Raw genomic sequence first — 8,578 nt, 5'->3', positions numbered from 1 at the left:
CAACTGAGCTATCAGGGAAGTGAGGCCGTATTATATACGCCGGTTTTTCAACTGTCCATATGCAATCTGTACAAGAGGAAAAAAACCGGCGTCAGGCGATCGTTACTCGGCCCCAAGGTAAATGAACTTGAACAGGAAGATGGCGGCGATGATGTAGGCCACCACCGACACCTGCTTGCCCTTGCCCGTCAGCAGTTTCAGTACTGCATAGGTGATAAAGCCGAACGCCACGCCACTGGCCACCGAATAGGTAAACGGCATCATCAGCGCGGTGATCGCGGCCGGGATGCTTTCGGTGCTGTCATCCCAGTCGATGAAGGTCAGTTCGCGCAGCATCAGGCAAGCCACGTACAACAGCGCCGGCGCGGTGGCGTATGGCGGCACGGTATGGGCCAGCGGCGCAAAGAACAGGCTGCCCAGGAACAGCAGCGCCACCGCCACGGCGGTCAGGCCCGTGCGGCCGCCGGCCTGCACACCGGCGGCGCTTTCGACAAACGCCGTGGTGCTCGACGTGCCGAGAAAAGCGCCGGCCGCAATCGCCGTGCTGTCGGCCAGTAGCGCCTTGTTCATGCGCTCCATCTTGCCGTCCTTGAGCAGGCCGGCGCGGTTCGCCACGCCCATCAGGGTGCCGGTCGCATCGAACAGTTCAACCAGGAAAAACACCAGCACCACGTTGACGATGCCGACCGACAGTGCGCCCATGATGTCGAGCTTGAAAAAAGTCGGTTCCAGCGATGGTGGCGCCGAGACGATGCCGTTGAAGTGGTTGCCGCCGAAGAAAAAGCTCGACACCGTGATCACCAGGATGCCGATCAGGATGGCGCCCGGCACTTTCAGGCGGTCCAGCGCGACGATGATGAAAAAGCCGATGATGGCCAGGATCGGCGCCGGCTGGTGCAAATCGCCCAGCGCGATGATGGTGGCCGGATTGGAGACCACCACGCCGGCGCTTTTGAGCGAGATGATCGCCAGGAACAGCCCGATGCCGACCGTGATGGCCGTACGCAGCGCGGGCGGGATGCTGTTGATGATCAGCTCGCGCACCTTGAACAGGCTGACCAGGATAAACAGGCAGCCGGAAATGAAGACGGCACCCAGCGCCACTTCCCAGCTCATGCCCATGCCCTTGACCACCGTGTACGAAAAATACGCGTTCAGGCCCATGCCCGGCGCCAGCGCGATCGGATAGTTTGCGTACAGGCCCATGATCAGCGTGCCGATGGCGGCGGCCAGGCAGGTGGCCACAAACACCGAGTCCTTGGGCATGCCGGCATCGCCGAGAATGCTGGGGTTGACGAAGATAATATAGGCCATCGTCAGGAATGTGGTCAGCCCGGCCAGCAGCTCGGTGCGCACATTGGTGCCGTTGTCCTTCAGTTTGAAATAGCGTTCCAGGAACTGCATGAGTAACCCCTTGAGTTGGTCGAACCGTGCGCGTGCCTGCAGCCAGCGCGCCTCTTGTTTTTGTAATGCCTTACTTTGCCGTGCCGGCCGGCTTGAAGGCCCACCAGCGGCTGCCGGCAAAATTCCATACCAGGCCGATGCCGGTCGCCACTAGCTGCGCCAGCCACACATGCCAGCCCTGATGATGCACCAGCAGCCACATCAGGCCGGTATTGATGCACCAGCCCACTGCCAGCAAACTGAAATACCTGGCGGCCGCTTCGCCATGCCCCTTGTCGCTTTTAAAAGTAAAAAAATAGTTGAGCACATAGTTGACCACCGAGCCCAGGACATAGCCGATGCCGGAAGCTGCGGCAGCGGCGCCGATGCCAAAAACCTGCACGCCAGTCCATAGCGTGATGTACTGGACAGCCGTGCCCGAAGCGCCGACGGCGGCAAAACGCAGGAACTGGTGATGCAGGGAATGAGACATGATCGGATTCACATGGAGCAATGAAATGCAGCCCGGGCGGGCAAGAACAAAAAATGGCTACGATTGCTCGTAACCATTTTTCATCCCGCATTTTACTGCAAGTTGTAGCAAAGATTCAAAGTGACCTCGTCAATCCTTGCTTTGGCGGCGGCTGCGCCACCAGACCAGCAGCGCGATCAGCACCAGCAAGGCCGCCACGCCGACCGGCACGATAAAGTGCGGCAACCTGGCCAGCACCGGCTTTTCGCCGCCGCTGCGCGCCTGCGCCACATACGCGGGCGTGACGCTCACCGCCGGATTGCCATACTGCTTCAGCACATAGTTGGCGATCGAGGCGATCTGCTCGTCCGTCAGCGATTGAACATACGAGCGCTGGTCGAAACGCGGCATGAAGGCCTCCACTTCGGCGCCCTCCTTGCCGATCTTGCGCTCGACGCCGAACAGGATGGCCGACACCAGGTTGGCCGGCGTTTCGGCACCGGTGGCCGTGTTGTGGAACAGCGCCGGATACGCCTGGCCCGTACTGCCGGCGCCGCTGGCCGAGTGACAACTGGCGCAGTAACCACTGAACAGCACGGCACCGCTGTTGAGCGAGTGGCGTTCGGTCGCACTGGCCATGCCGCGCAAGCCGGCCTCTTCACTGATGGCGCTGCCATGGCTGAAAGCCGCCTTCTGCTGGCCGGCAGCACGCACCGGCGGTACCGTGCGCAGATAGGCGACGATGGCAGCCACATCGTCGTCGTGCAGGAATTGCAGGCTGTTCTGGATCGCCTCGGCCATGCCGCCGGCAGCCTGGCCCTTGCCTTCCACATGGCCGGTTTTCAGGTAGGCGGCAATTTCCACATCGGTCCAGCCGCCGATGCCGCTGATCTTGTCGGAGGTGATGTTCGGCGCGTGCCACGAGCCGAGATCGGCGCCCGCCAGTTTCTGGCTGCCCACTTCGGCCATCAGCATATTGCGCGGCGTATGGCAGGCGCTGCAATGCGCCAGCCCTTCCGACAGATACGCGCCGCGGTTGATCTGCGCACTCTTGCCGGCATCGGGCACGAAACGCTTGTTATCGAGGAACAAGGCATTCCAGCCCATCATCGACAGCCGGATATTGAACGGGAACGGCAGCTTCGTCTGGCGCGCCGGCTCGTCGACCGGCTGCACTGCGTGCATGAAGTAGTGGTACAGGTCGCCCACGTCCGCATCGGTCAGCAGCGCATAGCTGGTGTACGGCATGGCCGGATACAGATGGCTGCCATCGGCGCGCACGCCCTGGCGCAGCGCGCGCGCGAACTCGGCCTCGGTGTAGTGGCCGATGCCGCCTTTTTTCGACGGCGTGATATTGGTCGCGTAGATCGTGCCCAGCGGCGAATCGATCGCGTAGCCGCCCGCATACGGCTTGCCGCTGGCGGCCGTATGGCAGGCCATGCAGTCGGCCGCGATCGCCAGGTAGCGTCCCCGCTCCAGGCGCGCATCCTGGCCATTGGCGGCAGGGGCCGGCGCGGCGGGACGATCGGGGGTCAGCGTGACGGGCGGTGCGGACTGGGCGTGGGCCGGCGGCATCGCCACCCCCAGCGCCAGCGCCGCCGTGGTCAGCATGGTGGCAAAACGGCGCATCATGCGGCCTCCCGCGCCAGTGTACGGGCGATATCGTCCGCCGCGCGCAAACCGAGCGCGGCCATGCTGAGGGTCGTGTTGACCACGCTGGCCGACGGCATCGCGCCGCCGCCCGGCAGCCACAGGTTTGCATGGTCATGCGCGCGGCAATTGCCGTCCACGACCGAATCGAGGCGATTGCTGCCCATGATCACGCCGCCCATGATGTGGTTGTTCGCGTTCAGGCTGCTGGTGATATTGAATTCCACCGCGCCGAACAGCTTGCCGATATGTTCGAGCTGCGCGTGCGCGGCCTTGGCGCCGTCGCGCACATAGTCGCCCACGTCATAGTAAATATCCGGGCAGGCCAGGCCCAGCGGGTCCTTGCGCGTCTTGCTGAGCGTCAGGCGGTTGTGCGCTTCGGGCAGCGGCTCCAGGCTGATCGACAGGTCGACGCCGAACGCGGCGCGGCGGCGGATCTCGTCGTCGAGGTCCTTGCCGACCAGGCCCAGCTTCAGCGACTGCTGGGTGGCTGGGCCCACGCGCGTGATGTTATTCAAAATCATCTTGTTGGCCGAGTAGTGTGCGCGGAAGGCGCCGTCGCGCGGCCCCACCAGGCAGCTGCTCTGCGCCGGACCGCGGCCGGTCCAGATCGGCTCGTTGGCCAGGAAAGTACAGTGGAAACCCGAGTGATCCATCATGTTGCGGCCGACCTGGTCGGAACTGTTGGCGATGCCGTTCGGATTGTTCCGGTTGGCCGCCAGCAGCAGCAGGCGCGGCGTCTCGATGCCATTGGCCGCGATCACGAAGGCCTTGCCGGTCGCCATATGCGACTGCTTTTTCGCATCGTACCAGTGCACGGCCGTGACCCGGTTGTTCTGGTCGGTATCGATGCGGTAGACGACCGCCTCGGCCAGCACGCCCGCGCCTTTCAATTCGGCGCGCTCCACGTGATGGATGCCGTTGTACATGGCGCCGATCGGGCAGATCGGCTGGCAATTGTTGTTGCCGCAGCAGGTGGGACGGCCCTGCCACGGACGCGTCGAGCGGCCCTGCGGAATCGGCACGGAACGGTAGCCGTGCGGATTGACCACTTCGGCAAAGCGCTTGTCGCCATGGCCCCACGGCACCATGTCCATCGGGTACGGCTTGCTGCGCTCGCTGGGCGACTGCAGCGCGGGATCGTTGGGGCCGGCCACGCCCATTTCCTGCTCCGCACGGCAATAGTAGGGTTCCAGTTCATCGTAGGAGATGGCCCAGTCACGCCCTACCCCGTAATCGCTTTTCATGCGCATGTCCGACGGCAGGTGGCGCCAGCACGATGCAGCCCAGTGCCAGGTGGTGCCGCCTACGGTGCGCAGATAGCCCTGCTGGAAACTGCTGCCGCTGGGGCCGGACAATTCCACGTAATTATTTTTTGGAAAATACAGCGGCGCCGGAGCGTTCTCGGCTTGCGGATACAGGCCCTGAAAGTCGGAGCCGACACGGTTTTCGAACGGCATGTTGCGCCAGTTCTCCACTGCCTGGCCGCGCTCGATGCGCAGGCCCGCTTCCAGCATGATCACGGAATGGCCCTGCGCGGCCAGCTGGTCGGCCATCATCGCGCCGACCACGCCGGAGCCGACGATCACGACATCGGCGACCACGTCGCCATTACTTTTGAATTCGGGGGATTTCATTGTGCTTGCTTGCCTTTTGGTTCGGGAGTGCCGGTGGTGGCCGGCGCGGGCACCGGTTTCGGTGCGACGGGTGCGGACACGCGCACCGGCGGCGGCGCCTTGAGCCACCACAGCGGACCATAGTTGCAGTAGGTCGGCACCACTTGCCCATCGGCCACGGTGCGGTACATCAGCGCTTCGGCGTAAGCGACCACGACCGATCTGGCGCCATTGGCCGGGTTGCCGGCCACCGTGCCCGTGTACCAGGCGGCGACAATCGCCAGCGCCAGCGCGCGCAAGGCAGGATCGGCATCGGTGGCGGCTGCCAGCAAGTCCTTGGCCGGCTGGCCGGTCTTGACCAGCGCGCCCAGTTGCGGCAGGTGCGCGGCAAAGCCCGGCACATTGCTGCGCATGGCATGTTCGATGCGCGCGGCGGTCTCGGTGCGCAAATCCTGGTGACCGGTAATTGCCTGCGATAAGGTGTAAAACAGCAGGCTACCCGGCGCAGGGCCGGCAACCGGCGTGGCAGCGGGCGCGGCGGCGGACAGCGGATTGCTCCAGAAGCCAGCCTGCGCCAGCAAGGCGGCCAGGCCGATCAGCGCATGGCGGCGCGTGATGCGCGGCGGGGAAGGATCGGCGGGCGTGGGGGGACTGCTAGTGTGCTGCATGGGAACTCCCGCAGTGATTATTTTTGTTGATCTGGATGCTTGCATTGGGTGTATTTGGGCAAATACAAGCCGTGCCGTCATTATCCTACAAAAATAAATTGTTCGCTAATGTAGTATTACTACGGAATCAATACTATCAAGACAAGCAGGGCTTGGCATCATGCATGACGCAGTTGACCTGCGGGCGATCAGCCGTGTGCGTGGCACGCTCCATGTACAAAACGTGAATGCTTATCACAGCCGCCTGCGTGGCTGGCTGAGTGCGTTTCGCGGCGTGGCGACCCGCTACTTGCCCAACTACCTGGGCTGGCGCTGGATACTCGACGCGCGCCGCATCATGTCGCCCGAGAGCTTGCTCAAAGCCACTCTCGGTTTTTTCCACACATGACAGTGACATAGCCAAAAACGATGACGGGGTGCCCGATGACTATGCCCCGGACGCGCCTCGCTCCTGGCGCCACCTGGACACCATCTCGGCGCTGATCTCGCGCTCATAACAGAGCGGCGCATAGCCGCCCTGCCTGCTCCATGCGCTGCGTCCGCCGCAAGCGCTGCCATTCCTGGCGGCATTGTAGGGACACGGGCAGCGGCCAGGATACGCAGCGATCGACTCGGCGATGATCTTTTGTTTGACTTGCGCCACCGAAAGGGCCGCAGGTGCCTGGCCCCATGCACCGATGGCGCAGGACAGGCAAGCGATGGCAAGCGCAAGGCGCAATTGGTGCATGATCGGCAAAAAATGAGGAAGTTGATCTTGCCAGTATGACAGATGATCTAAAGCAAATTTACATGCAATGTCACGGGCTGGCGGCAGCGCAGTCCAGCCTTGCAAAAAAGTAAAGCCCTGCCACCACCTGTGCGAGGGATCGTGCTACTCTGATCTGCCTGCCAAGAACAACCGTGCGGGTTTGACGATACAAGAGCAAGCCTGATATCCGCTACCCAGAACGTCAGTCCAACGAGAGGAGAAGCATGTCCAGTACACCCGGAAATCCTGGCATCGACCTGCAACAGGGAATCAATTGCAGCATGCTGAAAACCATCATGCTGACCGTATTGTTCAGCCTGCTGATGCCATTTCATGCCGGCCAGGCCCAGAATCTGCCGCCGCAGACGCCTGACAAGCTGCAGGGCGACATGACCCGCTCACTGACGCCCGACATTGGCGGCATCAAACAGTTTATAGAGATTAAGACAGATGACCCTGGCAAGCCAGTGCTGCTGTTTTTATCCGGCGGTCCGGGCAGCTCCATGCTCAACAATGCGGCCGCTTTTACACGCATCCTGCAAACCCGTTTCACGATCGTTCAATGGGATCAGCGCGACGCCGGCAGGACATTGAAACTGAATCCGTCGTCGGTCCAGCCGACAGTTGAGCAGATGGAGAGTGACACGCTGCAGGTCATTGAGTTTGTCAGGAAAGAATTAAAACAGGACAAAATCTATTTGCTCGGCAGTTCCTGGGGCAATGTCCTGGGATTTCATGTCGTCAAACAGCATCCGGAGTGGCTGCACGCGTATTTCGCCGTCAATCCGGTGGTCAGTCAACTGGCCAGCGAGCAGGCATTGCTGGCAACCCTGAAAGCGCATTTCAAAGACGACCCCGTTGCCAGCAAAGAATTGGCGGGCATCGATCCTGCCCTCGACACCGATGACGACTTGTATTATCTGAGAAAATGGCTGTTCCACAAAGAAGGCAAGGACTTTGCGAGCAGCAAGGAATTCAGGGACATGTTTTTTCAATGGGCAAAAACCTGGTCGACCGTATGGAAGACCGTCATGACCATCGATCTGCGCAAGTCCCTGACAACTGTCGATTGTCCGGTGTATTTTTTCGTGGGGAAAAACGATATCCAGACGTCCGCCGGCATTACGCAGGAATATTTTTCCGCATTGCAGGCGCCGAAGAAAGCGCTATTCCTGTTCGAGCATTCGGGACACCAGATTCATCACGATGAACCGGAAAAATTTCAACGTACCGTGATCGGCACACTGGATGGCAAGCAGCAGCGCTGAGCGCCGCGCGCCAGGCCTTCGGCGCGGCGCAATGCCGCCTGAAATGCAAAAAGCCCAACCGGTGAAGGCTGGGCTTTCTGTTTGCTGCTTGTTCTGGCTCCCCGACCTGGACTCGAACCAGGGACCTGCGGATTAACAGTCCGTCGCTCTACCGACTGAGCTATCAGGGAAGTGAGGCCGTATTATATACGCCGGGTTTTACGCTGTCCAGATTCTGCCTGGAAAAATTTTGGCAGGAACTCTACCCTCTTTTCACGGGCAAATCAGCCCGGCACTTCCTGCGGAAAGTAGTCGAATGCCAGCACCCGCGCCAGCCACGGTTTCAGCAGTTCGACGAAGGCCAGGTGGGCCGGATGGGTCAGGTAGACGTCGCGCGCGGCGGCGCCGTCGAAGGTCAAGGTGAAGCAGTCGGTAAAGCCGTCGTCGAGCCCTTCCGGACTGACGTTCTCGCCCCACTCGAATTTCAGCACGCCGGGCACGCTGTCTTTCAGCAGGGAAAATTCGTACACGAGCTCGGCGTGTTTGGCGGGCGTGAGATCGCTGTTGAATTCGCACAGGACGATATGGCGCAGGGCGGCGGTGCAGGGCATGATGGCTATCCTCTGATCAGTTCCGGCAAGGATAGCGCAAATCGGGAATGCGGGTCGGCGGCGGCCGAAGACGGCACGCTGGCGATGCGGAAATGAAAAAAGCCACGTCTTTCGACGTGGCTTTCAAATTCTGGCTCCCCGACCTGGACTCGAACCAGGGACCTGCGGATTAACAGTCCGTCG

Annotated in this window: 7 protein-coding genes, 1 tRNA gene and 1 pseudogene; 2 read left to right on the top strand and 7 right to left on the bottom strand. The window is 61.4% G+C overall.

Annotated features, from left to right (window positions below; translation table 11 throughout):
- Positions 1–102: 102 nt before the first annotated feature.
- From RTQ46_RS26810 to RTQ46_RS26790, 5 genes are all read right to left on the bottom strand, one after another.
- Positions 103–1,404 (bottom strand): NCS2 family permease, encoded by a 1,302-nt coding sequence (locus tag RTQ46_RS26810; RefSeq protein WP_312440661.1) that lies wholly within the window; start codon positions 1,402–1,404, stop codon positions 103–105.
- Positions 1,405–1,474: 70 nt separating this feature from the next.
- Positions 1,475–1,876 carry a GtrA family protein gene (locus RTQ46_RS26805; protein WP_312440660.1) on the bottom strand — a complete coding sequence of 134 codons (402 nt, stop codon included), beginning with the start codon at positions 1,874–1,876 and terminating at the stop codon, positions 1,475–1,477.
- A gap of 129 nt (positions 1,877–2,005) precedes the next feature.
- Positions 2,006–3,487 (bottom strand): cytochrome c, encoded by a 1,482-nt coding sequence (locus tag RTQ46_RS26800; RefSeq protein WP_312440659.1) that lies wholly within the window; start codon positions 3,485–3,487, stop codon positions 2,006–2,008.
- On the bottom strand, positions 3,484–5,142 hold the full coding sequence (locus RTQ46_RS26795) for a GMC family oxidoreductase (RefSeq protein WP_312440658.1): 1,659 nt from the start codon (positions 5,140–5,142) through the stop codon (positions 3,484–3,486). The genes RTQ46_RS26800 and RTQ46_RS26795 overlap by 4 nt, the downstream gene beginning before the upstream one ends.
- Complete coding sequence (locus tag RTQ46_RS26790) at positions 5,139–5,789, bottom strand: sugar dehydrogenase complex small subunit (protein WP_312440657.1); 651 nt, start codon at positions 5,787–5,789, stop codon at positions 5,139–5,141. The genes RTQ46_RS26795 and RTQ46_RS26790 overlap by 4 nt, the downstream gene beginning before the upstream one ends.
- Before the next feature lie 151 nt (positions 5,790–5,940).
- Here RTQ46_RS26790 and RTQ46_RS26785 point away from each other — a divergent pair.
- Together RTQ46_RS26785 and RTQ46_RS26780 are read left to right on the top strand one after the other, a co-directional pair.
- Positions 5,941–6,188: pseudogene (locus RTQ46_RS26785) on the top strand (IS1595 family transposase); the annotation flags it as partial.
- A 573-nt stretch (positions 6,189–6,761) separates the two neighbouring features.
- The gene (locus RTQ46_RS26780; protein WP_312440656.1) at positions 6,762–7,805 is read left to right on the top strand and encodes an alpha/beta hydrolase; all 1,044 of its coding nucleotides are present in this window, start codon (positions 6,762–6,764) and stop codon (positions 7,803–7,805) included.
- A gap of 94 nt (positions 7,806–7,899) precedes the next feature.
- On the opposite strand, the gene RTQ46_RS26775 is transcribed toward RTQ46_RS26780, so the two are convergent.
- Together RTQ46_RS26775 and RTQ46_RS26770 are read right to left on the bottom strand one after the other, a co-directional pair.
- A tRNA-Asn gene (locus RTQ46_RS26775) sits at positions 7,900–7,975 on the bottom strand.
- Positions 7,976–8,068: 93 nt separating this feature from the next.
- Positions 8,069–8,395, bottom strand: a complete 327-nt coding sequence (locus RTQ46_RS26770; RefSeq protein WP_312440655.1) for a Dabb family protein — start codon at positions 8,393–8,395, stop codon at positions 8,069–8,071.
- Between the last annotated feature and the right edge of the window lie 183 nt (positions 8,396–8,578).

It is taken from the genome of Janthinobacterium sp., from assembly GCF_031995485.1.
Taxonomy (GTDB): Bacteria; Pseudomonadota; Gammaproteobacteria; order Burkholderiales; family Burkholderiaceae_D; genus Janthinobacterium.
This window is presented reverse-complemented; position numbering and strand designations above follow the sequence as displayed.

Excerpts from the sequence above, each read along its gene's own strand:
- RTQ46_RS26810 (WP_312440661.1), bottom strand. The coding sequence starts at position 1,404 with ATGCAGTTCCTGGAACGCTATTTCAAACTGAAGGACAACGGCACCAAT.
- RTQ46_RS26805 (WP_312440660.1), bottom strand. The coding sequence starts at position 1,876 with ATGTCTCATTCCCTGCATCACCAGTTCCTGCGTTTTGCCGCCGTCGGC.
- RTQ46_RS26800 (WP_312440659.1), bottom strand. The coding sequence starts at position 3,487 with ATGATGCGCCGTTTTGCCACCATGCTGACCACGGCGGCGCTGGCGCTG.
- RTQ46_RS26795 (WP_312440658.1), bottom strand. The coding sequence starts at position 5,142 with ATGAAATCCCCCGAATTCAAAAGTAATGGCGACGTGGTCGCCGATGTC.
- RTQ46_RS26790 (WP_312440657.1), bottom strand. The coding sequence starts at position 5,789 with ATGCAGCACACTAGCAGTCCCCCCACGCCCGCCGATCCTTCCCCGCCG.
- RTQ46_RS26780 (WP_312440656.1), top strand. The coding sequence starts at position 6,762 with ATGTCCAGTACACCCGGAAATCCTGGCATCGACCTGCAACAGGGAATC.
- RTQ46_RS26770 (WP_312440655.1), bottom strand. The coding sequence starts at position 8,395 with ATGCCCTGCACCGCCGCCCTGCGCCATATCGTCCTGTGCGAATTCAAC.